We start from the raw sequence: 23732 nt of genomic DNA, 5'->3' as shown, positions 1-23732 counted from the left end.
CTAGATGCCCTCCTTGGCAGCAGCAACAGCTTCGATGAGTTGCTTACGTCCGCTGGCGTTCGCCATCTGCGTCATCTGCTCGACAATCGGCTCAGGGTCGTCTGCGCGAAGCTGGACGAAACCGCCTACCTTGAGATCCGCAGGCCGCAACCGCTTCAGCGCCGAGACGGCCGTCGCAACAGACGATGGCTGAACACGAACAATCCGAAGTATCGCGACGATGCCGGCCGACTGCTTCTGCGGCTCATCAGCGATCACGCCACCAATATGGTGGATTAGCTTGTCTGCTTCGCTGCTCTGCAAGTTGCGAAGCATATCTTCGGTCACGCGCCGGGCTTCACCGACCGAACGCGACAGGATCTGCGTGGCGATGTCCCGGATCGATTCCGGCAGTCCTTCGGAAGCCAGGAAGACGCTCTTAAAGCTTGCCGCGAAGACGAGATACGGCGCGATGTCCTTCTTAGCGAGCGGCGGAGAAAGACGCGCCCAGCGGATCAGCCCGTCGCCAAACCGAGGTTTCGGAGCACCGCTGGTCGCTCCAGCTTCCGCAGGGGTCTCCAGGTTCGCTTCAGTGTCGTCGGTGCCTTCCGTCTCGGTGGCGCCGGCCTGTTCCAACTGTTGTTCTGCTTCGTCGTCAGCCTGAGGTGTCCCGGCTTGCGCTTCCAGTGCGCCAAGATTCTGGCGGAGCGTCTGCTCGCGCAGCCAGCCGGTGACTTCCTTGAACTCATCAGGGAAGTACTGCTCGAGCACCATGAGCTTCGCAATCGTGGCCGCATCCAGTGTGATCCCACGCCGAGCCGCAATGCTCAAGCGAACCGACAGATCGTTCAGGAACCGCTTGATGCGTCGGGGGTTGCCCTTTGTCTTCTCATGGACGATCGGGCGGATCCGAGCCGCGTTGTTGCGCTGCTCGAGGAACTCGTCCTTCTGAAGCGAGGCGACCGTTTCCAGCGCGATTGCATCACGCCGCGCGACGGAGACATCGCTCACGATCTGCGCGTATTCCGCTGGTTCGACCAGCGCGCGGATCTGAAGGAGGACGAGATAGGCCTCGGTGTCGAAGTCCGAAAGAGCGGGCACGGGCACCGAGGTCTGAACGATCTTGTGTAGATAGAGCTGCGCCGGTGTCTCTTCGCCGGGCTTTGTCTCAAGTGCAGCTGGATAGCGAGTGGCGATCGCATCTGCAACGCGCTCTTCGTCAGCGGCGATGACAAAAGACATCTTCGGCACCGACAGGAAGAGCCTGATGGTCTCAAGCGTCTCGACGACGGTCTCGGGAAGGCAGCGGTCCAGGTCGTCGACAAGTACGACGACGTTCTTGATCGTCTCCATACCCTCCGACTCAAGGAGAGCGCGGAACTCAGCACGGAACTGCACCATGTCCGTGATCGGCTCTGGGCTGTTCTCGTCTCCGCCTTCCTTCGGCTTGACGAGGCTCAGCACGCTATCGAGTGAGGGCAGGGTCACTGTTACCGCAGACTGGGCAGCGAGCTTCATTGCTTTGGTCCAGTCGATCCGCTTCAAGAGGCGCTTGACGAGAGCCTTCGACTGCGCTCCGACACCCTCTTCGGGAAGAGCCTCCTCGATGGCGGAGAGGATCTCGCCGATCAGCGACTCTTTGATTCCGAGCTGAGGGTCGTATCGCCATGGGTCAGTCTCGATGACGAGACGGGACACCAGCTCGCCCTGTTTCGGTTTCAGCTGTCTTGCGATGATGCGCAGCACTGAAGTCTTACCGCTCCCCCAGGAGCCCGAGAGCCCGAGCGCGATGGGATCGAGACGAGGGTCGAGCAAGGCATCCACGACCGTGCTGGCGACAGCGTCGAATGACAACAGGTCGACGTCGGTCGGCTCATCGAGGAAGAGCGGATAGGTATCGGCTCTCACGACGCCTCACCGGCGCGCAGGCAGAGGAACTTGTCCCCATTGAGATGGATCATGTGAGCCGGATTAGAGGCGCGCCATGCCTCGGGTTCCCAGGCCAGGTCGGCCAGGAACATCCGCATAACAGCCCGATCAGGGAAGCAGGAGACGTCGACGAGGCCGGCGCTCGAGCCAGCCTGATCCGATGGGCCAACTGCCGCGAGCGCGGACTTGCGTCGCGCTTCGGCGCGGTCAATCAGGCTCATGCTTAGAGCGTACCGACGGCCTCCGACAACGGAGGTGGCCGCGCCGCCCACCTCGAGAAGTGGCGAGATCTGCTCGCCTCTGACGTCCTCCTCTCGCGGGTGTCAGTGCCGGCTGATATGCGTCGCTCGGAGGTTGAGAAGTCACGCAGGCGGTAGATCAGTTCATTCGCGATGGCAGATAGCTTCTCGCTACTGTAGGCAGCCGCACCGACTGCTGGCCGATCAGCCCGCTCTCCCGAACGCCTGCTCGAGGAAGCCGGCGGTGGCGGGGTTCACGGTCTCGATGCGGCGGATGTAGTGCTCGCGGGTGACCCCCAGTCATCAGGGCGATCGGGTGAGCGTGCGATACGCCTATCCGATCGCGTCTCCGCGGGAGCATTGAGTTCGCAGGGATGTGGGGAGATCCTCAATCGGATGACTGTTCATCATCCTGCTTTGCCACCGCACCGAGTGCCCCTCCACCTCGACACCCTCCGCCGCGGTTCCCGGATCCGCGCTCGGGTCCGTTGGACCGATCCGTCCTCGCGACAGCGCAGAAGTCGCTCTGTCACGGTAGATGATGACGTCGCCGCCCAGGAGTTCTTCGAGCTCATGCGCACAAGCTCGAACCGAGACATTGATCCGTTCATCACCCTGAGCGACTATGCGTGTTCGATCGGCGACCGGTTCCTTCGCGGCGTCGATCCGACATCGACGGCAGCCGGATACCGTGCCGGACTCCGGCTCAGGGTTCTCCCCACGCTCGGCCACACCCGCCTTCGTGACATCACGACGGGCCTTGTCGACCGAGCGATCGACAGCTGGGAGGCGACGCACTCCCGCTCCACGCTGAAGAACACGATCGCCGCACTGATGCGGGTACTCGACGAAGCGGTGCGCGATGAACTCATCGCTCGCAATCCTGTGCGCGACCGCGCCGACAGGCGCTATCGCCCGAACACTGAGCTTCTGCAATCAAAGCCGATTCCTGCGCTCGATGATGTCACGCGGGTCGCTACGGCCTGCGCTGAGATCCACCCAAGCTATGGCGACCACGTCATGCTCAGCGCGTTTCTCGCCGCGCGCAGTTCGGAAGTGGGCGGGCTCATCGTCGGCGATGTCGATTGGGAGAACAAGATGGTCTCGATCGAACGGCAGTGTTTCCCCGGCGCCGGGGGCCTGAGCATCAAACCCCCGAAACGTCGTCGCGCCCGCCGCGTACCGATCATCGAACCGCTCGAGCCCGTGCTGCGCAGGCTCACAACGCGACGGTCGCGCAACCTGCCACTATTGCGCGGGCCGCGTGGCGGTGTCATCACCACGGCAGCATTGCGTGACGCAACCGGCTGGGACGAGCTGGTTGCGTCACTGGGGTTGCCAGGGCTGCGCCGTCACGGCCTCCGCCATGCGGGTGCAACCTGGTTCGCAAACATCGGCATCCCGATCCACGTTGTGAGCGACATCCTCGGACATGCATCGGTCGAGACGACGCGTGCGTACCTTCACACTGACAACACAGCGTTGCAGAACGCTGCAGCACGAGTGAACGAGCACCTTCGGGAGGCCGCGATGAGCAACTAGAGACGCCTGAACCCCTTGACCATGTCGAGTCAAGGGGTTCAACGGGTACAGTTTTGGGTACAAGACCGGCACGGACACCGATCTCACGACCTCTTAAAAATACCTTTTGATCAGGTATTTTCTCTTCGGTCGGGCTGACAGGATTTGAACCTGCGACCCCTTGACCCCCAGTCAAGTGCGCTACCAAGCTGCGCCACAGCCCGTTGTTCAGTTGGCGTCGCCACGCGGGCAACTCAAGAAGTCTACCCGACCCCTGACGGCGGTGCGAATCGCGCGCGCCGCCGGGCGCGTCAGCCCACGCGGCGCAACGCCACCACCGGGATGACGCGATCCGTCTTCCGCTGGTAGCTCGCGAAGCCCTCGCTCCACCCTTCGAATCGGCGCCACGCGCGGTCGCGTCCCTCTCCCTCGAGCACCTCCGCCCGCACGCCCACCGCGCCCTCATCGGGATCCTCGATCGTCGCCTCCGGGTGCGCGACGAGGTTGTGGAACCACGCCGGATGCTCCGGGGCGCCGCCCTTCGATGCCGCGATGAGCCACACGTCGTCGCCCTCCTTCAGCGACGCGACGGGCGCGACGCGATCCTGCCCGGACCGCGCACCGATGTGGTGCAGCAGGACGAGGCTCCTGCCGAACCCCATGGTCTCGACCGTGCCGTCGTTCGCACGGAACTCGTCGATGATCTGCTGGTTCCAGTCGGCCATGCCCCCATCGTGCCAGCGATTGCCCTGGTGCGCGAGGGCCGCGCTTCCTACGCTGGGCGCATGCCGACGATCACCACGACCCCGATCACCCCGGACCACTGGGACGACGTGCAGCAGGTCTTCGAGGGAGGCGGCGACGGCCCCTCCTGCCAGTGCATGTGGCCCATGATGCGAAACGCCGACTTCTCACGCACGCCGCCCGACGAGCTCCGCGAGGCCTTCCGCCACGAGATCGGCACGATCCCCGCGCCCGGCCTCATCCTGCACGTCGACGACGAGCCCGCCGGATGGGTGCGCATCGGCCCCCGCCCCGTCCAGAAGCGCCTCGCCCACACGCGCGGCCTCCCCGAGGCCAGCGCGCATCCCCTCGACGACGGATCCGTGTGGGCCCTCACCTGCTTCTCGATCCCCCGCGCACACCGCGGCGAAGGGATCATGTCGACGCTCCTCGAGGCCGCCATCGCCTACGCCCGCGAGAACGGCGCCCGCGTGATCGAGGCCTATCCCCGCGATCCCGCCACGCGCAAGGTCTCCTCGAACGACCTCTTCGTCGGCAGCCTCTCGACCTTCACCCGCGCCGGTTTCGAGGCCGTCGCGCCCCTCGGATCGACGAAGCAGGTCGTGCAGCTCGCGCTCTGAGGAAGAATGGACGGATGACCGAACCGGCATCCGTGCGCGTCGACGTGTGGCTGTGGGCCGTGCGCGTCTACAAGACCCGATCGGCCGCGACCACCGCGATCCGCGGCGGGCACGTGCGGGTCAACGGGGATCCCGTCAAGGCGTCGTACTCTGTCAAGATCGGCGACGAGGTCCGGGCGCGCATCCAGGGCTTCGATCGGATCCTCGGAGTGCGGAAGCTGCTGCTCAAGCGCGTCGGCGCGCCCCTCGCGGCGGAGGCGTTCGAGGACCGCACGCCCCCACCGCCGCCCCGCGAGTTCTTCGCCCCGATCGTCACCCGCGATCGCGGATCCGGCCGCCCCACGAAGCGCGAGCGCCGCGCGATCGACCGACTGCAGGGGCGGGATCCGCAGGAGCGCTGAGCGACGCGCCGCGCGATCCCGCCCGAGCTCACGCCCGCCGCACGCGGTAGCTCAGGTGAGTCGCCCGCGGCGAGCGCTCGACGGAGGTCTGCTCGAGCGTCACGCGCTCCGCGTCCACGCCCTCGAACAGGCGGACACCGGATCCGAACAGCACCGGCGAGAGCGACACCGTGAACTCGTCGACCAGACCGGCGTTCACGCACTGCACGATCGTCTCGCCGCCGCCCGAGACGCGGACGTCCCTGTCTCCGGCCGCGTCACGAGCCAGGTCGACCGCGGCCTCGACGCCGTCCCGCACGAAATGGAACGTGGTCCCGCCGAGCCGCTCCCACGGCTCGCGCTCCTCGTGGGTGACGACGTAGACGGGCGTGTGGAACGGCGCATCCTCCGGCCACGCGTGCTCGCCCGCGTCGAACATCCGCTTGCCCATCACGCTGGCGCCCGTCCGCTCGAACGTCGCCCGGGCGAGGTCGTCGTCCGGCCCCTCCTCGCCGCCCCCGCCGAGCCCCAGGTTCTCCCTCATGAACCGCAGCGGGAACAGCCACGCCTGCAGCGCCATCCACTTCCGCCCCATCAGCTCATCGGGCGACTCCGGCGCGATGTACCCGTCGAGCGACATCGACACATGGAAGAACACCGTGCCGGCCATCAGGCCCCCGCCTCCTGTCGCACGAAGCCGTCCACATACGCGGCGAGGCTGCCGAGGGTCTGCCTGCCGCCCTCGATCGCGCCGAACTTCTCGGCGGCCTCGTCCCGCTGCGCCGTCGTCCGGAAGACCGTGCGCATCTCGAGGCGCGTCGCGTCCCCGTCGGGTTCGAAGGTCAGGATCGACTCGAAGGCGTCGGGGTCGTCGCGGTGCTCGCCGTGCGTCAGGACGATCCGCTCCGGCGGCGTCAGCTCGGTCCACATGATCCACTCCGGGTAGACCGTCCCGTCCGGGCCGCGCATCGAGAACTCCCACACCCCGTCGACGCGGAACTCGAACGACCGCGTCGTCGTGGAGAACCCGTCCGGTCCCCACCACTGCGACAGGTGCCGCACCTCCGTGAACGCCTGGAACACCGCCTCGCGCGGGGCGTCGATCCTCCGCGACACCACGATCTCCCGCTCGGATGCGGCGCTCCGCGTCTCTCCTGCTCGTTCCCTCGACGTCATCGCGTCTCCTCCTCGTTCTCCCGCGCGAGTCGCCGCGCGTATGTCTCCAGCCGGTCGAAGCTCTCGTCCCAGAACTGCTCGAAACCGCCGACCCACTCGTGGATCGCGCGCAGCCCGTGGGCGTCGAGGCGATAGACGCGCTGCTTGCCCTCTCTGCGGTCGTGCACGAGCCCGACCTCCCTCAGGACCCGCAGATGCTTGGAGGCGCCGGGCTGCGGCATCCCCAACGCCTCCGAGAGCTCCGCGACCGGGCGTTCACCCGCACGCAGGAGCGTGAGGATCTCGCGCCGCCGAGGCTCGGCGATCGCGTTGTAGACGTCGGATGTCGTCGCAGCTCGTGCCATGCCTGCGAACATATACCCATATGGGTAATTGTACAAGCGTCGGACCGCCCCGCGGGTGCAATAGGTTGGGAGGCGTGACGAGCACTCCTCCCCCGCAGCGCGGACCGCGCAACCCGGGGGACGCGTGGGTCGAGGCGCCGAACGGCGCGAAGTACTGGGGCCGATTCGGCGCCGCCGGGCTCCTCGCGCTCGACGCGACCCGCGGGGTGCTGCTGCAGCACCGCGTCGGCTGGAGCCACTTCGGCGGCACGTGGGGGCTCCCGGGCGGCGCCCTCCATGACGACGAGACGGCGATCGCCGGGGCCCTCCGCGAGGCGCAGGAGGAGGCCGGCGTGCCGGACGGATCCGTCGCCCCGCGCTTCACCCACGTCTTCGACGCCGGCGTCTGGCACTACACGACCCTCGTCGCCGACGTCGCGGATCCGTTCGAGCCCGTCATCAGCGATCCCGAGTCGCTCGAGCTCGCGTGGGTCCCCGTCGGCGAGGTCGATTCGTTCGAGCTGCACCCCGGGTTCGGGGCCGCGTGGCCGGGGATCCGCGCCTCGCTCCCCGACCGCCCCGCGCTCCTGATCGACGCGGCGAATGTCGTCGGATCCGTGCCCGACGGCTGGTGGAAGGATCGCGTCGGCGCCGCCACGCGCCTGCGCGACCGCCTCGCGGGGCTGGCTGTGGAAGGCCTCACGGCAGGCGCGATCGGGCGCCCCATGGACCGATGGTTCCCCGCCGTCACAATGGTCGTCGAGGGGCAGGCGCGGGCGGTCGCCGACGGATCCGTCCACATCGTCCGCGCGGCCGGATCCGGCGACGACGAGCTCGTCGCGCGCGCCGACGCCATGGTGCGATCGGGGGTCGCGCCGATCGCCGTCACGAGCGACCGCGCGCTGCAGGGCCGCCTCGAGGAGGTCGGCGCGAGCGTCCGCTCCTCGGGCTGGATCCTCGACCTGCTCGGGGACGCGAGCGCCGAGACAAGGCGCAATCACTGAGGATCCGCAATGAGCGGAGAATCTGCCTCACCTCGGCGATTCGGCCTTCTCTCGGAACGGCTCCACCCGCCAAAGGAATGACCCGCGGTACTCGATCACCGTGCCGAGGATCGGGTTCCATGCCCGCGCCCGCACGGTCTGCCGACCGGTCGCGTCGTCGAAGCCGTCCTCGACGTCGACGCGCACCCCGATCGGTCCCGGCAGGCGCAGCCGCAGCCGGCCGAGCCGCAGCCAGCAGCGATCCGACACCAGGCGCAGGTGGCCCTCGCCCGTCGCGGAGCAGCGCAGGCGCAACTCGATGCGGCGCGCGTCGCCCAGCAGGTTCACGAGGGTGCCCGGGGCGCCGGGGCGCAGCACGTCGGCGAACGTCTGCGGCCCCGACGCGAAGTCGAGTGTGCGCTCCGCGTGGATCTCGCCCGCCCGCGGCCGGTTCACGACGCGGAACGGCACGTCTCGCCCGCGCGCGGTCAGGAGCAGCCGCGGCCCGACGATCGGGCGCAGGAGCATGCCGAGCCGGCCGAGCCGCGACCCGGCGACCTCGAAGATCCCCTCGCCGATCACATCCCCGCCGCCCGTTCCGGCGGCGTAGCGCGCGACCTCGGGGCGGAGCACGGCGGCCTCGTCGCCGAGCGCCGTGAGGAAGATCGACGTCACTCCCGCCGCTCCTCGCGGTACGGCTTGAGCGCGATGGGCAGGTCGCCCGCGGGCGGGAACTCGCACGTGAACTCGCCGCGATACCCGAACAGCAGGCCGACCAGGCGGTTGCGCACCTCGAGGTCGATGACGAAGCATCCGCGCTCGTCGTCGTAGTGCTCGGTGAGGTGCGCGCGCCCGCTGAGCAGCAGCGGGAAGCGGAACGCGAGGGGCCCCTCGTAGAAACGCTGCTCGCCCGACGCGAGGCGCAGCCCGCCCCCGTCCGTCACCGACAGCTCGAGGTCCACTGCGAGGTGCTGGTGCGTGCCGAGGTAGTCGACGACCCGACCCCGCCGCTCGCTGTAGATCATCGTCGCGTCGAAGCGGCGCCGACGGCCCCGGCGCACGGCCATCGTGCGCACGAACGTCACCGTCTCGCGCCCGAAGTCGTCGACGTAGGCGTGGTTGTCGATGCGGAAGGGCACTTCCCGTCCCGCCTCGGGGAACATGATGTTGCGCGAGGATCCGATCGCGAGGAACGGACGGGCCCACCACGGTCCGCGCCGGATCTCATGCATCGTTCCCGTCCCGATACACGCGTAGCCCGCGGCGACGCCGACGCCGAAGCGGCGACGCATCATCGGGTGCAGGCGCGCGAAGTCCTCCCCCAGGGCGCGCTCGAAGACGCCGCGTTCCGCCTCACTCATACGCCGCGATCCTCTCCAACGACTCCGGCGCATCCGCCATGACGTCCCGCGTGCGCCGCGGCGGGCGCGACAGGCAGCGTCCGGCGCGCGCCCGCCACCTCGCCCGCTCGGGCGGGATGCCGTCTTCGGCCCAGATCCGCAGCCGATCGAAGCTCCAGGCCGTCAGCCACCACATGGCCCGCCGGACGACGAGCCGGTCGAGCAGTCGGCCCGCCGGACCGAAGCCCGGCGCATAGTCATACCCCGTGATGAACCGCACGCCGCCCGCGTGCGGCACGTACCGCCAGTACCCGCGGCCGGCGCCGACCGGCGAGAGGCGATCCGATGTGTCGAACAGGAGCGCCGACGTGCGGGCACCGCTCGCCGATTCCTTCTCCCCCAGTGAGATGCCGGTCCCGCGGATCGTGTGGAGCGGCAGCACGAGCTCGTAGCGGAACTCCTGCGCCCCGTCGGCGCGCTCGCCGGTCGGCACGATCGCGCTGAAGCGCGCGTCCCACCGGGCGTGCAGCTCGGGATCCTGCGTCAGCTCCCATACACGCTCGATCGGCGCGCGGATCGATGCCTCGACGTACAGCGGCGGGCGCTCTCTGATCACTCCGCCACGCTACCGCGCCGCGCGATCCCGGCTCAGCGCACAAGGAGGTTCCCCGAGACGAGGCAGGATCACCGAGAGTCCCGAATGGGGGCTGAATCCGCCTCACCTCGGCGCATCCGCCTCATCTCGGAGCGGCCTCAGCCGCTGCCCCTACCGCTTCCGCTTCTCCCGCACGCGCATGTTCACGACGATGGGGGTGCCCTCGAACGGGTACAGCTCACGCAGCCGGCGCTGGATGAAGCGCCGGTACCCGGGGTCGAGGAACCCGGTCGTGAACAGCACGAAGGTCGGCGGGCGCGTCGACGCCTGCGTGCCGAAGAGGATCCGCGGCTGCTTGCCGCCGCGCAGCGGGTGCGGGTGCTCGGCCACGAGCTCCGTGAGGAACGCGTTGAACTTGCCCGTCGGGATGCGGCGGTCCCAGTTCTCGAGAGCCGTCTCGAGCGCCGGCACGAGCTTGTCGAGGCGGCGGCCCGTCTTCGCCGAGATGTTCACGCGGGGCGCCCACGCGACGTGCGCGAGGTCCTGCTCGATCTCGCGCTCGAGGAAGCGGCGGCGCTCCTTGTGCTCCATCTCGGGGGTGTCGAGCATGTCCCACTTGTTGAATGCGAGCACGAGGGCGCGGCCCGACTCGAGCACGAGGTCGATGATCCGCACGTCCTGCTCGCTGATCGGCTCGGTCACGTCGAGCACGACCACGGCGACCTCGGCCTTCTCGAGCGCCGTCGAGGTGCGCAGGCTCGCGTAGAAGTCTGCTCCCTGCTGCATGTGCACGCGGCGCCGGATGCCGGCCGTGTCGACGAGCGTCCACAGCCTGCCGCCGAGCTCGACGATCTCGTCGACGGGATCGCGCGTCGTGCCGGCGAGGTCGTTGACGACGACGCGCTCCTCGCCTGCGGCCTTGTTCAGCAGCGACGATTTGCCCACATTCGGGCGCCCGAGGATCGCGACGCGGCGCGGTCCGCCGATCTCGTGCTTCGCGACGGCGGAGATCTTCGGGGTCTTCGCCATGACGGCGTCGAGGAAGTCGGCGACGCCGCGGCCGTGGATGGCCGACACGGGGTGCGGCTCGCCGAGGCCCAGGTTCCACAGTGCGGCGGCCTCGACCTCGTGCGAGGCGTCGTCGATCTTGTTCGCGACGAGGAAGACGGGCTTGTCCGACTTGCGCAGCAGGCGCACGACGTGCTCGTCGGTCGACGTCGCGCCGACCTTCGCGTCGACGACGAAGAGGATCACGTCGGCGAGGTCGATCGCGACCTCGCTCTGCGCCGCGACCGACCTGTCGATGCCCTTCGCGTCGGGCTCCCAGCCGCCCGTGTCGACGAGCGAGAAGCGGCGGTCGAGCCACTCGGCCTTGTAGGTGACGCGGTCGCGCGTGACGCCGGGAGTGTCCTCGACGACCGCCTCGCGGCGCCCGAGGATCCGGTTCACGAGCGCCGACTTGCCCACGTTCGGCCGGCCCACGATCGCCACGACAGGAAGCGCGGGCAGGAACTCGTTGCCGTCGTCGTCGACGCGGATCCCCGCGAGGAGCTCCGCATCCTCCTCGTCGAGGTCGTAGTCGGCGAGGCTGCGGCGCAGAGTCTCCGCGCGCGCCTCGATCAGGTCGTCGTCGAGCTCGTCGAGACGGCCGGCGAGGTCGTCGTCCGGCTCGAAGTCGTCGTAGTCAGCGGCCATCGCGGCCATCCTCTCGTCGTTCGTCGATCGCCGCGAGAACGGCGTCGACGGACTGGTCGAAATCCAGGTGGGTCGTGTCGATCGCCATCACGCCGTCGGCGGCGTTCAGGAAGTCGACGACCGTGCTGTCGCTCGCGTCGCGGCGGCGCATGGCCTCCGCGACCTTCGCGACGTCGTCCGCGCCCATCTCGGCGCTGCGCCGTGCCGCCCGCACATCGGGGTGGGCGGTCAGCAGGATCCGCACGGGCGCGTCGGGCGCGACGACGGTCGTGATGTCGCGCCCCTCCACGATGACGCCCGGCTGCGGAGCCTCGGCCACGATGCGCCGGAACAGGGCGTTGATCCGCTCCCGGACGGGAAGGGTCTTCGCGACGCCCGCGACGGCCGCGGTCGTCTCGGGCGTGCGGATCGCGTCGGTGATGTCCTCGCCGCCGACCCGAACGGTGCGGTCGTCGGGGTCGAGGCCGATCCGCGGGTCGAAGGTGTCGAAGCCCGCTTCGACGGCTTCCGGGTCATCGGTGGACTCGCCGCGGTGCCGCACGTGCCACGCGAGCGCGCGGTACACGGCCCCGGTGTCGAGGTAGCCGAAGCCCAGCCGCCTCGCGGCCTGCTTCGAGACGCTCGACTTCCCGGACCCCGCGGGCCCGTCGATGCCGACGAAGAAGGTCTCAGTCACTCGTCCCCGCAATCCGCCAGCCGCGCGACGTGATCCCGTCGACGGCCGCCTGCAATGTCGCCGGATCCACGGAGATCTCGGCGAGTCCGAGCTGCGCACCCGGAGAGTGCTCCAGCCGGAAGTCCTCCACATTGACGCCGAGGTCGCCGAGGTCGCCGAAGAGGCGGCCGAGCTGCCCCGCGGTGTCGTCGACCATGACGATGAACGACTCGAACGTGCGCCGCTGGCCGTGCTTGCCGGGCAGGCGCTCGACCCCGACATTGCCCGCGCGGATCGCGTCGGCCGTGGCGCGGCGCGCCCCCGGCTCGTCGGGCGCGCGCAGCGCATCGGCGACCCGCAGCAGGTCGGCCGCGAGCAGGTCGAGCTGGGCGACGACGGGATCCGCGTTGGCCGCCAGGATCTGCACCCACAGCTCGGGCGCCGACGCCGCGATGCGCGTCGTGTCGCGCACGCCCTGCCCCGCGAGGGCGAGCGACTCCTCGGGAGCCTCCGCGAAGCGCGCCGCGAGGAGCGACGCGACCACCTGCGGCACGTGCGAGACGAGCGCGACGGAGCGGTCGTGCTCGTCGGGCGTCATCTCGACGGGCACTGCGCCGAGATCCAGCGCCAGGTCCTCCACGAGCGCGAGCGCCGACGTCGGCGTCTCGCCGTCGCGGCAGATCACCCAAGGGCGCCCGGCGAAGATGTCGGCGCGCGCCGAGATCGCTCCCCCGCGCTCGCGTCCCGCCATGGGGTGGGAGCCGATGTAGTTCGCCAGCTCGACGCCGCGCTCCCGCAGGGCGCGCAGCGGCTCGAGCTTCACCGACGCGACATCGGTGACGACGGCGCGCGGGAAGCGCCGCAGCTCGGCCTCGATCGTGTCGGCGACGACGTCGGGCGGCGTGCAGACGACCACGAGATCGGGATCGTCGCCGTCCGCCGCGGCGCGGCCGGCGCCGTAGTCGACCGCGAGACGCAGCTGCGCCGGCGAGATGTCGGAGAGCGCGACGTCGACGCCGTTCTGCCGGAGCGCGTGACCGATGCTCGAGCCGAGCAGGCCGGCCCCGACGATGCGGACGGATCCCGTCACGCGCGCGCGACGTCCGGGAACGATCCCGTCCGTGCCGGGAGCGGTCGACGCGTCGGTCGCAGCAGCCGCCGAGTCCGATGCGCGCGCCTGCCCCGTCACGTCGTCTCCTTCTCGTCGCCCGCGGGCGCGTCCTCGGCGGCCTGGCGCGAGAGGGTCAGCAGCGCGCCGCGCTCCACCTTATCCAGGTCGCGGGCGCGCCCCACGGGCAGCGTGCCGAGGTGGAGCGGGCCGAACTGGCGGCGGACGAGCTCGATGACGGGATGCCCGACGGCCGACATCATGCGGCGGACGATGCGATTGCGCCCCGAGTGCAGCGTGAGCTCGACGAGGCTCGATTCGCCCGACGAGTCGAGCACACGGGCCTTGTCGGCCGCGATCGGGCCGTCGTCGAGCTCGATGCCGCGCGTGAGCTGCGCGACGACCGACGCCGCGACGCGCCCGCGCACCTTCGCGATGTACACCTTGGTGACGCCGTACTTCGGGTGCGCGAGCACGTTCGCGAGTTCGCCGTCGTTCGTCAGCACGAGCAGGCCCGACGTGTCGGTGTCGAGCCGGCCCACGTTGTAGAGGCGCTCGTCCCAGTCGCGCGTGAACTCGCGGAGGTCGCGGCGCCCCTGGTCGTCCTTCATCGTGCTGACGACGCCCGTCGGCTTGTTGAGCAGGACGTAGCGCTTCGTCGTGTCGAGCTGCACCGCCTGTCCGTCGACGTCGACGAGGTCGACGTCGGGATCGATCCGGCTGCCGAGCTCCGTCACGACGGTCCCGTTCACCCGCACGCGCCCCGCGACGATGAGGTTCTCGGACGCGCGCCGCGACGCGACGCCGGCGTTCGCCAGCACCTTCTGCAGGCGCACGCCCTCGGCGGCGGGATCGGAGTTCTCAGGCATCCCTCTATCATGGCGGATCCGGGCTGGGAGTCGCCTCGCGCGCGGCGGGCGGGCCCCCTCACACGGCGTCGGCGACTGCGCGCGCGACGGCGGTCGCGACGCGCTCGTCCAGCGGGCTCGGCACGATCATGTCGTCGGCGACGGACTCGACGGCCTCGGCGATCGCTCGCGCGGCGGCGAGCTTCATCTCAGGCGTGATCCGGCGTGCGCCGGCGTCGAGTGCGCCGCGGAAGATGCCGGGGAAGGCGAGCACGTTGTTGATCTGGTTCGGGAAGTCGCTGCGCCCCGTCGCGACGACGCGCGCGTGCCGCGCGGCGACGTCCGGGTGCACCTCGGGATCCGGGTTCGACAGCGCAAAGACGATCGCGTCGTCGCTCATCGACGCGATGAGGTCTTCCGGAACCGTGCCCGATGAGACGCCGATGAACACGTCGGCGCCGTCGAGGGCGACGGCGAGGTCACCCGACAGGCCGCGGGGATTCGTGCGGGCGGCGTACTCCGTCTTGATGGCGGTGAGACCGGCGCGCCCATGGACGAGGATCCCCTGCGAGTCGAGGAGGACGACGTCGCCGACGCCGGCCTGCAGCAGGATGTCCGCGACCGCGATCCCAGCGGCTCCCGCCCCCGAGATGACGATCCGCATCGACGCGATCTCGCGGGCGACGACGCGCGCGGCGTTGGTGAGGGCCGCGAGAACGACGACGGCCGTCCCGTGCTGGTCATCGTGCATGACGGGCATGTCGAGCGCCTCGATCACGCGGCGCTCGACCTCGAAGCACCGCGGCGCCGAGATGTCCTCGAGATTGACGGCGCCGAAGCTCGAGCGCAGGGCGACGAGGGTCTGCACGATCTCGTCGACGTCGGTCGTCTCGAGCACGAGCGGAATCGAATCGAGCCCGCCGAAGCGCTTGAACAGCGCGGACTTCCCCTCCATCACGGGCAGCGAGGCGCGCGCGCCGATGTCGCCGAGGCCGAGCACGGCCGTGCCGTCGCTGACGACGGCGACGAGCCGGCTCGTCCAGGTGTGCGCGGCCGCGACGTGCGGGTCCTCGGCGATGGCGCGGCAGACCTGCGCGACGCCGGGTGTGTAGGCGATCGACAGATCGCGCTTCGTCTCGATGGGGGTGGTGAGCTGAACCGAGAGCTTGCCCCCTGCGTGGGCGTCGAAGATCTCGGTGTCGGTGAGCTGGATGGGCGTGGCGGCAAGGCCGGTCGACGGCATGGTCGTTCCTCGTGTGCGCTGCGGGCGGTGAGGCGTCGCGGTGGGGACCGATCGCGTCGCGTCTTCGCGACTCCCCGTGTCGGCCGGATCGGCCGGGACGCGGCGCACTCGACCTGTCGTCGAGCGCAGGTGAGGCGCCTCACGGTGTGGAGGCCTCCCTCACTGCCCAGGAGGCTAGCACACGCCGTCAGAGGGCGTCGACGCCGTCGATCCCCTCGAAGCCGTCGGCGCCGTCGTCCAGCAGCGGCGAGATGGGGGGCAGCTCGTCGACAGAGTCGATGCCGAGCTTCTGCAGCAGCAGGCTCGTCGTGCCGTAGTGCATCGCGCCCGTCTCGGGGTCGCTGTGCATCTCGGTGATGAGGCCGCGCCCGAGGAGCGTGCGCACGACCGAGTCGACGTTGACGGCGCGGATCTGCGCCACCTGCGAGCGCGTGACGGGCTGCTTGTAGGCGATGACGGCGAGCGTCTCGAGCGCCGCCTGCGACAGGCGAGCGGGTGCCTGGCTGCCGACGAACTCGGTCACGACGCCGTCGAGCTCCTCGCGGACATAGACGCGCCATCCCCCGCCGACCTCACGCAGCTCGAAGCCGCGGCGGGGGCCGTCCGCCTCGCCGTCGTAGTCGGCGCGCAGGGCCTGCAGCGCCACGCGCACGGCGGGCACGGGTGTCCCCACGGCGGTCGCGAGGTTCACGACGCTCATCGGCTCGTCGGCGACGATGAGCATGGCCTCGAGGCGCATGGCGATCCGGCGGTCGTCAGGTGTCATAGTCGGCTCCCAGTGTCGCGAGGTTCTCGTCGCTCCAGGTGTCCGCCACCCAGCGCACGGTGAGCTCCCCGAGCGGCTCGAGCTGCTCGAACGACACGGCCGCATGCCGATAGAGCTCGAGGATCGAGATGAAGCGCGCCACGATCACGCCCGGTCCGTCCGCGCCGGCCGCGAGCTCGCGGAAGGTGACGGATCCGCTCGTCCGGAGGGCGGAGACGACGATCGCCGCCTGCTCACGGATCGATACCTGCGGGGCATGCAGGTGGTCGAGGCCGACGGTGGGGATCTCGCGCGGCGCGAAGGCGAGCGTCGCGATCGCGGCGAAGTCGTCGAGCGACACCGTCCACTGCAGCTCGGGCGTGCGGGCGCGATACCTCTCGTCGAGCGGCACGTCTCGGGTGTGGCGCGCGTCCTCTCGCGTGATGCGGTCCGCGAACCAGACCGACACCTCCTTGAACGCCCGATACTGCAGCAGCCGCGCGAACAGGAGGTCACGCGCCTCGAGCAGCGCGACGGCCTCGGCGTCGACGAGCTCGCCCTGGGGAAGCAGCCCCGCGACCTTCATGTCGAGGAGGGTCGCGGCGACGACGAGGAACTCGCTCGCCTCATCGAGGTTCTCATCAGGGCCGAGATCGGCGAGGTACGCGATGAACTCGTCGGTCACGGCCGACAGCGACACCTCGGTGATGTCGAGCTCGCGCTTCGTGATGAGGTTCAGCAGCAGGTCGAACGGGCCGTCGAAGTTCGACAGCGAGACGCGGAAGCCGCCCTCGTCGATCTCCCCCGACGCCCGTTCGTCGGTCGACATGTCGTCAGGCGACGGCGCCGCGGTGCACCAGTTCGCGGGCGAGACGCAGGTACGCCTGGGCGGCGTCGTGCTGCGGCGCGTACTCGATGATCGGCACGCCCGAGACGGACGCGTCGGGGAACTTCACGGTGCGGCCGATGACGGTCTCGAACACCTTGTCGCCGAACGTCTCGACGATGCGCTCGAGCACCTCGCGCGAGTGCAGCGTGCGCGAGTCGTACATCGTCGCGAGCAGGCCATCGAGCTCGAGCGAGGGGTTCAGGCGGTCCTGCACCTTCTCGATCGTCTCGATGAGCAGGGCCACGCCGCGCAGCGCGAAGAACTCGCACTCGAGCGGAATGAGCACGCCGTGCGCCGCGGTCAGCGCGTTCACCGTGAGCAGCCCGAGCGAGGGCTGGCAGTCGATGAGGATGACGTCGTACTCGTTCTGCACCTTCCGCAGCACGCGGGCGAGGATCATCTCGCGCGCGACCTCGTTGACGAGGTGCACCTCGGCGGCCGAGAGGTCGATGTTGGCGGGGATCAGGTCGAGGCCGTCGACGTGCGTCTGCAGGATCGCGTCGTGCGCGTCGCGCTTCGTGTCGAGCATGAGGTCGTAGATCGTCGTCACGTCGTGCGTGGCGATCCCGAGGCCTGCCGACAGCGCGCCCTGCGGGTCGAAGTCGACCGCCAGCACCTTGCGACCGTACTCGGCGAGTGAGGCCGCGAGGTTGATGCTCGTCGTCGTCTTGCCGACGCCGCCCTTCTGGTTGCACAGCGCGATGATGCGCGCCGGGCCGTGGCTGTCGAGCCTGCCGGGCGTCGGGAAGCCGTTGTACGGGCGCCCCGTGGGGCCGAGAACGACGTCGTCGCGCTTCTTCGGCTTGTTCTGGGTGTTCGCCACCGATGATCCTCCTGACGGAAACGCCGGTCGGGTGCGCCGTCGTCGCCGTCCGTACCTGTTCGTCAGCGGACAGCCGCCGACCTGCTCCGACGAGTGTATCCGCATCGTTACCTGGTGTCCGTGAGGATCGCCGCCGCGCCGACATCCGGGCATGTCGGCGCGGCGACCCCGCTACGACCCTCGCAGCGCCGTGACGGGCTCGACGCGGGCCGCGCGGCGAGCCGGGTACCAGCCCGACAGCCAGCCGACGAGCGCGCCGAGCACGACGCCCGCGCAGGCGACGAGCGGATCCACGACGGCCGTCCACTGCTGCACGGCGGCGACGACGATGACCGCGATCACGCCGAGCGCGGCGCCGATGAGGCCGCCGAGCAGGCCGATCACGATCGACTCGACCGTGAACTGCGCGCCGATCTGGCGCCGGGTCGCCCCGAGGGCGCGCCGCAGGCCGATCTCGCCGGTGCGCTCCATGACCGACAGCAGCGTGACGTTCGCGATGCCGACGCCGCCCGCCAGGAGCGCGACGCCCCCGACGATGAGGAACACCACGTTGACGTCGGCCTGCACGGCGGATCCCAGATCGGATCCGGCGGACGGCGCGCGCACCTTCAGGGTGTCGGCCTGGTCGGGGGCGAGCACGAGGGCCGCCTGCTCGGCGACCTGCGGGCCGGCGCCGACCGCGATCCGCGCGATCGCCTCCGCCGGCGCGCCGAGCCCGAAGTCGGAGCGCGCCGCGCCATCGGGGATGATCACGGCATCGCGCAGCTCGCCGCGGGTGACGGTCTCGTCGAGGATCCCGATCACGGCGTACGCGATCCCGTCGATGAAGATCGACGGCTGCTGGTCGACGCGTACGATGTTCAGCTGATCCGCGACGCGCCCGCCGAGGACCGTCACCCGATCGCCGCGCTCGTCGTGGCCCGCGTCGAACATCCGCCCCTCGCGCAGGGTGCCCTCGACGACGTCGAGGAGCTCGGCGGACGCCGCCTTCACGGGAGGCGGTGCGACCTGCGCCGACGACGGGTCGTTGATCGGCACCGCCGTGATCTCGGCTTCGCCGATCGAGACATCCGACAGCAGCGCGGCGTGCTCGACGCCGGAGAGGTTCCCGAGGCGGCTCGGCGCGTCCCACGGGATCGTGCCGATGGCGGCCGACTGGCCGCCCGCGGATCGCTCCTCGGGCACGATCGTCACCTGCGTCGCCGCGACGGCGTCGAACTGGCTGGCGATCTGGCCCGCGGCCGTCTGGGCGAAGCCCCACGTCGCGACGAGGGATCCGATGCCGAGCACGGTGCCGACGATCGTCACGACGAGGCGCCCCGGGCGCGACCCGATGTCGGTCGTCGCCTCGAGCACGAGGTCGCTCGCCGTGAAGCGGTCGCCGCGCGCGACGGGGCGCAGCAGCCCGGTGGACTCCCCGGCATCGTCGGCGGAGGTCGGCGCCTCGGCCGGTTCCGCCTCGAAGGTGCTGCGGCGCCGCCGGCGCCCGCGGAACATGCTCCCCAGGGCGCCGCGCAGGCTCACGCGGCGATCCTCTCGGGCTCCACGAGCCGCCCGTCCGCGATGCGGATGCTGCGCCCCGCACGCTCGGCGACGCCGACGTCGTGTGTGATCACGACGAGCGTCAGGCCCTCGTCGTTGAGCTCCTCGAACAGCTCCATCACCTCGCCGGACGTGCGCTGGTCGAGGCTGCCCGTCGGCTCGTCCGCCAGCAGCAGCTTCGGCCCGCTCACGACCGCCCGCGCGACGGCGACGCGCTGCCGCTCGCCGCCCGAGAGCGTCCCGGGGAGGAAGCCGACGCGGTGACCGAGGCCGACGCGATCGAGCGCGGCCCGCGCGCGGTCCTCGCGTTCGCTCCGCGGCACGCCGCTGTAGAGCATCGGCAGCATCACATTGTCGAGCACCGTCCGGCGCGACATCAGGTGGAACGCCTGGAACACGAAGCCGATGAACTGCGCGCGCGCCGCGGCGCGCTCGTCCTCCGACAGGGCGCCCGTGAGGGTGCCGCCGAGGCGGTACTCCCCCACCGTCGGGCGGTCGAGCAGGCCGAGGATGTTGAGCATGGTCGACTTGCCGGACCCGCTCGGGCCGACGATCGACACGTACTCGCCCTCCCCGAGCGTGAGCGAGACGCCTTTGAGCGCCTGCACCTCGGGTACGCCCGGGAACGATCGGGTGACGTCGCGCAGCTCGATGATGGGATCCGTCACGACCCCACCACCACGAGGTCGCCGGCCTCCAGCTCGCCCTCCGTGGGCGTCACCTCAACGTATCCGTCGGCGGCGAGCCCCGTCTCGACGACGATGAGCTCCGTGTCGGCCGATTCGCCGTCGCGCGGGTCGCCGCGCACGACCTCCACGCGCGACTCGCCGCCGGGTCCGGCGGTGAGCGCCGCGTAGGGCACCGACAGCACCTCGCCCTCCGTCGCCCCGACGGGGATCGTGAGGCGCGCATTCGATCCCTGCACCTCCTCCATCTGCTCGGGAGTGAAGGGATCCGGCTCGAACGTGACCGTCGCCCTGTCGCCGTCGTCGCCCGTCTTGATGTTCGTCACGACGGCGCGGTGCTCGTCGCCGCTCGGCAGCGCGATCGCGGCCTCGTCGCCCTCCTCGATGAGCTCGGCTTCGGCCTGGGCGATGGTGCCGGACACCTTGACGGTCGCGCCCGACACGGTCATGGCGGCGCCCTCGAGCGAGGATCCGCGCGTGACGTTCACGGCGTCGACGCGGCGGGGAAGGTCGTCGAGGAAGAGGACCTCGCTCGCCGGCAGGAACGGGAGCGCGTCCACGCGCGCGTCGGCGAGTGCCTCATCGGCGGAGGCGAGGCCCGACTGCGCGCTTGCGAGCATCGTCTGTTCGGCGCTCGTGTCCCTCGGCTCGTCCAGCGCCGCGCGCTGCAGCTTCGCGACCTCGAGCTGGTCACGCAGATCGCTCGCGTCCTGTCCTTCCCTCTCGAGCTCGACGATCTGGCGCCACAGGCTGTTGACCTGGTTGTCGGCCTCGCGCACCTCGATCTCGCTCGGCCCCCTGCCGGCCTCCTCGAGCGCCTTCTGCGCATCGGTCACGGACTGCTCCGCCTGGAGCCGCGCGTCCTCCGCCGAGCGCAGCATGTCCTCCGCGCCCTCCTCGGGCTCGGGCGCCGAATAGCCGGCCTCGGCGTACAGCCGGCCGACGGCGTTCGCGGTCGCCTCGTCGAACACGTCGCTGGACGCGTCGCCGGGGTCGATGCCCGCGGCGGCGAGCGCCTCCTTGAGCTGGGTGACGTCGGGGCCCGATGCGCCGACCTTCAGCGTGCGGTAGACGGGCAGCTCGCCCGGGAGAGCGATGACGGGGCGCCCCGCGACCTCGAGCACGACCGACAGCGTGTCGATCTCGGTGCCCGCCTCGGGCACCTGCCCCGTGACGATCGCGGCACCCGCGAACGACGAGGTGTCGAGCGTGACCTCGACGGCGTCGGCGTACGCGATGTCGCCGCGCATCGTGATGTCGTTGCGCAGCTCGCCGAACTCGACCGGCACGGTCGGGAGCCCCGGATCCGGCGTGCCGCCCGCGGCCGCGGCGTCGAACGGCGAGACGACGAAGCGTCCCAGCACGAGCCCCGCGGCGAGCGCGACGACCGCGACTCCGGCGGTCACCCACAGCATCCTGTTGCCCCGGAACACGCGCCCCCAGCCCGCGGCGGCCCCCTTCTTCTGCACCTCCTCGGGCGCGTCCTGAGGTTCCTCGGTCGGCGCGAGCGCCGCCTCGAACTCCTGTGCCGGCTCGGCGTCTCCGTGTCGCTCTTCCACGCTCCCGACGACCTCAGGATCCCTGGGCGACGGCCGCGTCGCGGAACGCCTCGAGCTCCGCCTCGTGGTCGGCGATGAACTGCTCTTCGAGGTCGAACTGCACCTTCAGGCGGGTCTCGTCGTAGTCGGACTCCTCGCGGCAGTCGAGGTCGGCCAGCGCGAGCTCGATCTCCCGCTCGCCGATCTCCTGGTACGCGGGGTCGTCCTCGGGGCTGGCGTCCTCGCCCGCGCCCTCGTAGTCGAAGTCGTTCCAGAAGGCGTCGATCTCGTCGTAGATCGAGGTCTGCGCCTCGTCGCGGGTCGTGAACCCGGCATGTCCGGCGTCGGCCATGCACGAGCTCCACGCGGCGTCGATCTCCGCGAACTCCGGATCGTTCTCCATGTCGGTGTAGAGCTGCTCCATGGCGTCCATGAGCGGCGCGAACTCGTCCGACTCGTACAGCTCGGCGTCGGCGCCGTAGACCTCGTCGCTCGCGTCGCCGTAGCAGCCCATGTCCCAGCTCTCCCAGTCGAAGTCCGGGTCCTCCATGGCCTCCTCGGGCGGCATCGGGCCGTTCAGCGTCTCGCTGTACGCCTCCTGCTCTGACGGGGAGAGGCTCTCGACGTAGTCGGCGTTCGCGTCGACGTACTCCTCCTCGTCGATCGGCTCCTCCATCTGCGCGTCGCGGCCCGGCCAGTTGACGGCGCCGTAGCCGTACTGTGCGACCCACTCGCGGTCGTCGGGGTTCCACTCCTCGTCATCGGACGAGATGACGACCCCGCCGCCGCTGACGTTCGGCGTGTATTCGAAGCCCTGCTCCTGCATGCAGGCGGCGACCGCCTCCTCGACGAGACGGGTCTGCTCGTCCATCTCGCGCTGCTGCTCCTCGGGCGACATGTCTCCTCCCCAGGCGGCCGACATGTACTCGTTGAGCGGGGAGTCCTCCCAGCTCAGGCCGCCGTCTCCTCCGTCCTGCGAGCAGGCCGTGAGTGTGGCGGCGAGGACGGTCGCCGAGGCGGCGAGGACGAGAGGGCGTGTGAATCGCAAGATGCTTCCCTGGGTCATGCGCGGAGCGCTGCTGTGTGCTGTCCGCCCAGCTTGTCAAACGGGATACCGCGACGGCATCCGCCTGAAGGATGATCTTTCCGGATGACGCGGCGGGCGCTCACACGGCGCGCGGATGCGCCGATTGGTACATGTCCCGGAGCGTGTCGGCCGACACGTGCGTGTAGATCTGCGTCGTCGCGACCGACGCGTGGCCGAGCAGCTCCTGCACGACCCGCACATCGGCGCCGCCCTGCAGCAGGTGCGTCGCAAACGAGTGCCGCAGCGTGTGGGGCGAGACGTGCGCGGTGAGGTGCGCCCGCTCGGCGGCCTGCTGGATGACGAGCCACGCGCTCTGCCGCGACAGGGGCGCGCCGCGCGCGCCGAGGAACAGCTTCGACGTCGCCCGGCCCTTCGCGGCGAGGGTCGGCCGCACGCGCGTGAGGTATGCGTCGACGGCGGCGCGGGCGAAGGATCCCACGGCGACGATCCGCTCCTTGTCGCCCTTGCCGCGCAGGCGCAGCACCTCCCCCGCCCGGAGGTCGTCGACGTCGAGCCCGATCGCCTCGGAGACGCGGGCTCCCGTCGCGTACAGCAGCTCGAGCAGCGCGCGGTCGCGGATCCCGATCGGCTCGTCCGCCGCGGGCGCCGCGAGCAGCCGCTCGACCTGCTCGATCGTGAGCGCCTTCGGCAGTCGCTGCGGCTGCTTCGGCGGGGCGAGCCGCGCCGTGGGGTCGTGATCCACGATGCCCTCGCGGGCGAGGAACCGGTGCAGCCCCCGCACCGACGACTGCAGGCGCGCGAGCGACGACGCGGCCGGCGGCGGATCCGCGCGCGCCCGCTCGGCCGCGAAATCCGCGACGAGGTCGGGCGTGACGGCCGCCGGATCCGACACGCCGCGCGCATCGAGCCAGCCGGTGTAGACGCCGAGGTCGCGGCGATAGGCGGCGACCGTGTGGTCGCTGAGCCCGCGCTCGATCGCGAGGTGCCGCAGGTAGCTGTCGACGGCGCGATCGAGGGTCTGTCTCACGATCGATCGCGTCCCACGCGCGTCCCGATGCTCATCGGACAGGCCCCTCCCCAGGT

Annotated in this window: 26 protein-coding genes and 1 tRNA gene; 4 read left to right on the top strand and 23 right to left on the bottom strand. The window is 70.3% G+C overall.

Annotated features, from left to right (window positions below; translation table 11 throughout):
- Together GB932_RS09025 and GB932_RS09020 are read right to left on the bottom strand one after the other, a co-directional pair.
- Complete coding sequence (locus GB932_RS09025; protein WP_156760365.1) at positions 1 to 1887, bottom strand: KAP family P-loop NTPase fold protein; 1887 nt, start codon at positions 1885 to 1887, stop codon at positions 1 to 3.
- Entirely contained in the window at positions 1884 to 2129 is a 246-nt protein-coding gene (locus GB932_RS09020) for a BsuBI/PstI family type II restriction endonuclease (RefSeq protein ID WP_156760364.1), read from the bottom strand. The genes GB932_RS09025 and GB932_RS09020 overlap by 4 nt, the downstream gene beginning before the upstream one ends.
- 591 nt (positions 2130 to 2720) lie before the next feature.
- On the opposite strand from GB932_RS09020, the gene GB932_RS09015 reads away from it, so the two are divergent.
- Entirely contained in the window at positions 2721 to 3689 is a 969-nt protein-coding gene (locus tag GB932_RS09015) for a tyrosine-type recombinase/integrase (protein ID WP_231916094.1), read from the top strand.
- 129 nt (positions 3690 to 3818) lie between these two features.
- Here the strand turns inward: GB932_RS09015 and GB932_RS09010 are convergent.
- Positions 3819 to 3892 (bottom strand) — tRNA-Pro (locus GB932_RS09010).
- Positions 3893 to 3979: 87 nt separating this feature from the next.
- Entirely contained in the window at positions 3980 to 4393 is a 414-nt protein-coding gene (locus tag GB932_RS09005) for a nitroreductase/quinone reductase family protein (RefSeq protein WP_156760362.1), read from the bottom strand.
- A 60-nt stretch (positions 4394 to 4453) separates the two neighbouring features.
- Here GB932_RS09005 and GB932_RS09000 point away from each other — a divergent pair, with 60 nt between their 5' ends.
- Positions 4454 to 5032 carry a GNAT family N-acetyltransferase gene (locus tag GB932_RS09000; protein WP_156760361.1) on the top strand — a complete coding sequence of 193 codons (579 nt, stop codon included), beginning with the start codon at positions 4454 to 4456 and terminating at the stop codon, positions 5030 to 5032.
- Positions 5033 to 5046: 14 nt separating this feature from the next.
- Positions 5047 to 5433 carry an RNA-binding S4 domain-containing protein gene (locus GB932_RS08995; protein WP_156760360.1) on the top strand — a complete coding sequence of 129 codons (387 nt, stop codon included), beginning with the start codon at positions 5047 to 5049 and terminating at the stop codon, positions 5431 to 5433.
- Positions 5434 to 5461: 28 nt separating this feature from the next.
- On the opposite strand, the gene GB932_RS08990 is transcribed toward GB932_RS08995, so the two are convergent.
- The 3 genes from GB932_RS08990 to GB932_RS08980 are packed head-to-tail and all read right to left on the bottom strand — an operon-like array spanning position 5462 to position 6932.
- On the bottom strand, positions 5462 to 6082 hold the full coding sequence (locus GB932_RS08990) for a dihydrofolate reductase family protein (RefSeq protein ID WP_156760359.1): 621 nt from the start codon (positions 6080 to 6082) through the stop codon (positions 5462 to 5464).
- Positions 6082 to 6588, bottom strand: coding sequence for an SRPBCC family protein (locus GB932_RS08985; RefSeq protein WP_156760358.1), 507 nt, complete (start codon positions 6586 to 6588; stop codon positions 6082 to 6084). The genes GB932_RS08990 and GB932_RS08985 overlap by 1 nt, the downstream gene beginning before the upstream one ends.
- Positions 6585 to 6932, bottom strand: a complete 348-nt coding sequence (locus GB932_RS08980; RefSeq protein WP_156760357.1) for an ArsR/SmtB family transcription factor — start codon at positions 6930 to 6932, stop codon at positions 6585 to 6587. The genes GB932_RS08985 and GB932_RS08980 overlap by 4 nt, the downstream gene beginning before the upstream one ends.
- Positions 6933 to 7006: 74 nt before the next feature.
- Here GB932_RS08980 and GB932_RS08975 point away from each other — a divergent pair, with 74 nt between their 5' ends.
- The gene (locus GB932_RS08975) at positions 7007 to 7915 is read left to right on the top strand and encodes an NUDIX domain-containing protein (RefSeq protein ID WP_231916093.1); all 909 of its coding nucleotides are present in this window, start codon (positions 7007 to 7009) and stop codon (positions 7913 to 7915) included.
- Positions 7916 to 7942: 27 nt separating this feature from the next.
- Here GB932_RS08975 and GB932_RS08970 read toward each other — a convergent pair whose 3' ends face one another.
- The 16 genes from GB932_RS08970 to xerD all read right to left on the bottom strand — a co-directional run bounded on the left by GB932_RS08970 (position 7943) and on the right by xerD (position 23679).
- Positions 7943 to 8569, bottom strand: a complete 627-nt coding sequence (locus tag GB932_RS08970; protein ID WP_197517408.1) for a DUF4166 domain-containing protein — start codon at positions 8567 to 8569, stop codon at positions 7943 to 7945.
- A complete protein-coding gene (locus GB932_RS08965; RefSeq protein WP_156760354.1) occupies positions 8566 to 9255 on the bottom strand; it encodes a DUF4166 domain-containing protein in 690 nt (229 codons plus the stop codon). The genes GB932_RS08970 and GB932_RS08965 overlap by 4 nt, the downstream gene beginning before the upstream one ends.
- Positions 9248 to 9850 (bottom strand): SRPBCC family protein, encoded by a 603-nt coding sequence (locus GB932_RS08960; protein WP_197517407.1) that lies wholly within the window; start codon positions 9848 to 9850, stop codon positions 9248 to 9250. The genes GB932_RS08965 and GB932_RS08960 overlap by 8 nt, the downstream gene beginning before the upstream one ends.
- 150 nt (positions 9851 to 10000) lie before the next feature.
- Positions 10001 to 11524, bottom strand: a complete 1524-nt coding sequence (gene der, locus GB932_RS08955; RefSeq protein ID WP_156760353.1) for a ribosome biogenesis GTPase Der — start codon at positions 11522 to 11524, stop codon at positions 10001 to 10003.
- Positions 11514 to 12200: a (d)CMP kinase gene (gene cmk, locus GB932_RS08950; RefSeq protein WP_156760352.1), complete on the bottom strand. Its 687-nt coding sequence runs from the start codon at positions 12198 to 12200 to the stop codon at positions 11514 to 11516. The genes der and cmk overlap by 11 nt, the downstream gene beginning before the upstream one ends.
- Positions 12193 to 13293 (bottom strand): prephenate dehydrogenase, encoded by a 1101-nt coding sequence (locus GB932_RS08945; protein WP_156760378.1) that lies wholly within the window; start codon positions 13291 to 13293, stop codon positions 12193 to 12195. The genes cmk and GB932_RS08945 overlap by 8 nt, the downstream gene beginning before the upstream one ends.
- Positions 13294 to 13364: 71 nt before the next feature.
- Positions 13365 to 14156 carry a pseudouridine synthase gene (locus GB932_RS08940; protein WP_156760351.1) on the bottom strand — a complete coding sequence of 264 codons (792 nt, stop codon included), beginning with the start codon at positions 14154 to 14156 and terminating at the stop codon, positions 13365 to 13367.
- A gap of 58 nt (positions 14157 to 14214) precedes the next feature.
- On the bottom strand, positions 14215 to 15378 hold the full coding sequence (locus tag GB932_RS08935; RefSeq protein WP_156760350.1) for an NAD(P)-dependent malic enzyme: 1164 nt from the start codon (positions 15376 to 15378) through the stop codon (positions 14215 to 14217).
- 187 nt (positions 15379 to 15565) lie between these two features.
- Positions 15566 to 16144, bottom strand: coding sequence for an SMC-Scp complex subunit ScpB (gene scpB, locus GB932_RS08930; RefSeq protein WP_156760349.1), 579 nt, complete (start codon positions 16142 to 16144; stop codon positions 15566 to 15568).
- On the bottom strand, positions 16134 to 16952 hold the full coding sequence (locus GB932_RS08925) for a segregation and condensation protein A (protein ID WP_156760348.1): 819 nt from the start codon (positions 16950 to 16952) through the stop codon (positions 16134 to 16136). Before GB932_RS08925 ends, scpB begins: the two co-directional genes overlap by 11 nt.
- A 4-nt stretch (positions 16953 to 16956) precedes the next feature.
- Positions 16957 to 17835 (bottom strand): ParA family protein, encoded by an 879-nt coding sequence (locus GB932_RS08920; RefSeq protein ID WP_231916092.1) that lies wholly within the window; start codon positions 17833 to 17835, stop codon positions 16957 to 16959.
- 171 nt (positions 17836 to 18006) lie between these two features.
- Positions 18007 to 19359, bottom strand: coding sequence for an ABC transporter permease (locus tag GB932_RS08915; protein ID WP_231916091.1), 1353 nt, complete (start codon positions 19357 to 19359; stop codon positions 18007 to 18009).
- Positions 19356 to 20045, bottom strand: a complete 690-nt coding sequence (locus GB932_RS08910; RefSeq protein ID WP_156760346.1) for an ABC transporter ATP-binding protein — start codon at positions 20043 to 20045, stop codon at positions 19356 to 19358. Before GB932_RS08910 ends, GB932_RS08915 begins: the two co-directional genes overlap by 4 nt.
- Positions 20042 to 21622 carry an efflux RND transporter periplasmic adaptor subunit gene (locus tag GB932_RS08905; protein ID WP_231916090.1) on the bottom strand — a complete coding sequence of 527 codons (1581 nt, stop codon included), beginning with the start codon at positions 21620 to 21622 and terminating at the stop codon, positions 20042 to 20044. Before GB932_RS08905 ends, GB932_RS08910 begins: the two co-directional genes overlap by 4 nt.
- Before the next feature lie 13 nt (positions 21623 to 21635).
- Complete coding sequence (locus tag GB932_RS08900; RefSeq protein WP_156760345.1) at positions 21636 to 22649, bottom strand: hypothetical protein; 1014 nt, start codon at positions 22647 to 22649, stop codon at positions 21636 to 21638.
- 118 nt (positions 22650 to 22767) lie between these two features.
- A complete protein-coding gene (xerD, locus tag GB932_RS08895; protein WP_438616710.1) occupies positions 22768 to 23679 on the bottom strand; it encodes a site-specific tyrosine recombinase XerD in 912 nt (303 codons plus the stop codon).
- Between the last annotated feature and the right edge of the window lie 53 nt (positions 23680 to 23732).

The organism is Microbacterium karelineae (assembly GCF_009745985.1).
Lineage (GTDB): Bacteria > Actinomycetota > Actinomycetes > Actinomycetales > Microbacteriaceae > Microbacterium > Microbacterium karelineae.
The sequence above is the reverse complement of the archived record's forward strand: the minus strand, read 5'-3'. Positions and strand labels throughout refer to the sequence as shown.

Excerpts from the sequence above, each read along its gene's own strand:
- scpB (WP_156760349.1), bottom strand. The coding sequence starts at position 16,144 with ATGACACCTGACGACCGCCGGATCGCCATGCGCCTCGAGGCCATGCTC.
- GB932_RS09000 (WP_156760361.1), top strand. The coding sequence starts at position 4,454 with ATGCCGACGATCACCACGACCCCGATCACCCCGGACCACTGGGACGAC.
- GB932_RS09015 (WP_231916094.1), top strand. The coding sequence starts at position 2,721 with ATGCGCACAAGCTCGAACCGAGACATTGATCCGTTCATCACCCTGAGC.
- GB932_RS08990 (WP_156760359.1), bottom strand. The coding sequence starts at position 6,082 with ATGGCCGGCACGGTGTTCTTCCATGTGTCGATGTCGCTCGACGGGTAC.
- GB932_RS08935 (WP_156760350.1), bottom strand. The coding sequence starts at position 15,378 with ATGCCGTCGACCGGCCTTGCCGCCACGCCCATCCAGCTCACCGACACC.
- GB932_RS09020 (WP_156760364.1), bottom strand. The coding sequence starts at position 2,129 with ATGAGCCTGATTGACCGCGCCGAAGCGCGACGCAAGTCCGCGCTCGCG.
- GB932_RS08965 (WP_156760354.1), bottom strand. The coding sequence starts at position 9,255 with ATGAGTGAGGCGGAACGCGGCGTCTTCGAGCGCGCCCTGGGGGAGGAC.
- der (WP_156760353.1), bottom strand. The coding sequence starts at position 11,524 with ATGGCCGCTGACTACGACGACTTCGAGCCGGACGACGACCTCGCCGGC.
- GB932_RS08995 (WP_156760360.1), top strand. The coding sequence starts at position 5,047 with ATGACCGAACCGGCATCCGTGCGCGTCGACGTGTGGCTGTGGGCCGTG.
- GB932_RS09005 (WP_156760362.1), bottom strand. The coding sequence starts at position 4,393 with ATGGCCGACTGGAACCAGCAGATCATCGACGAGTTCCGTGCGAACGAC.
- GB932_RS08940 (WP_156760351.1), bottom strand. The coding sequence starts at position 14,156 with ATGCCTGAGAACTCCGATCCCGCCGCCGAGGGCGTGCGCCTGCAGAAG.
- GB932_RS08985 (WP_156760358.1), bottom strand. The coding sequence starts at position 6,588 with ATGACGTCGAGGGAACGAGCAGGAGAGACGCGGAGCGCCGCATCCGAG.
- GB932_RS08980 (WP_156760357.1), bottom strand. The coding sequence starts at position 6,932 with ATGGCACGAGCTGCGACGACATCCGACGTCTACAACGCGATCGCCGAG.
- GB932_RS08925 (WP_156760348.1), bottom strand. The coding sequence starts at position 16,952 with ATGTCGACCGACGAACGGGCGTCGGGGGAGATCGACGAGGGCGGCTTC.